The organism is Undibacterium sp. TC4M20W (genome assembly GCF_049340245.1).
In the GTDB taxonomy this organism is placed as follows: Bacteria; Pseudomonadota; Gammaproteobacteria; order Burkholderiales; family Burkholderiaceae_D; genus Undibacterium.
This window is the reverse complement of sequence record NZ_JBMPPI010000104.1, coordinates 1-225: the sequence shown is the minus strand read 5'-3', so window position 1 is coordinate 225 and position 225 is coordinate 1. Positions and strand designations below refer to the sequence as shown.

1 protein-coding gene is annotated in these 225 nt (G+C 44.0%); it reads right to left on the bottom strand.

Going from position 1 to position 225, the window contains the following annotated elements; translation table 11 throughout:
• Positions 1-225, bottom strand: a 225-nt coding sequence (gene tnpA / locus ACO0LL_RS30475; protein ID WP_422954559.1) for an IS200/IS605 family transposase, incomplete at both ends; no start/stop codon positions are given.

Below are 225 nucleotides of genomic sequence, written 5' to 3'. Positions count from 1 at the left end.
AATTCCTTTGCCTCCCACCAAAGTGTCTGGCTATCGAAATTGCACTCTTGCCTTTCATGAATCCCACAACGTTTGACACTGAATACTTTGGTGGAACGCTCAAACACATATGAACATGGTCAATCATCAAGTGACCTTCAACTACGCTGCATTCCCTTTGCTTGGCCAACTCCCGAAATATTTCCCCAAGATGCTTTCTCAATGCCCCATAGATCAACTTCTTTC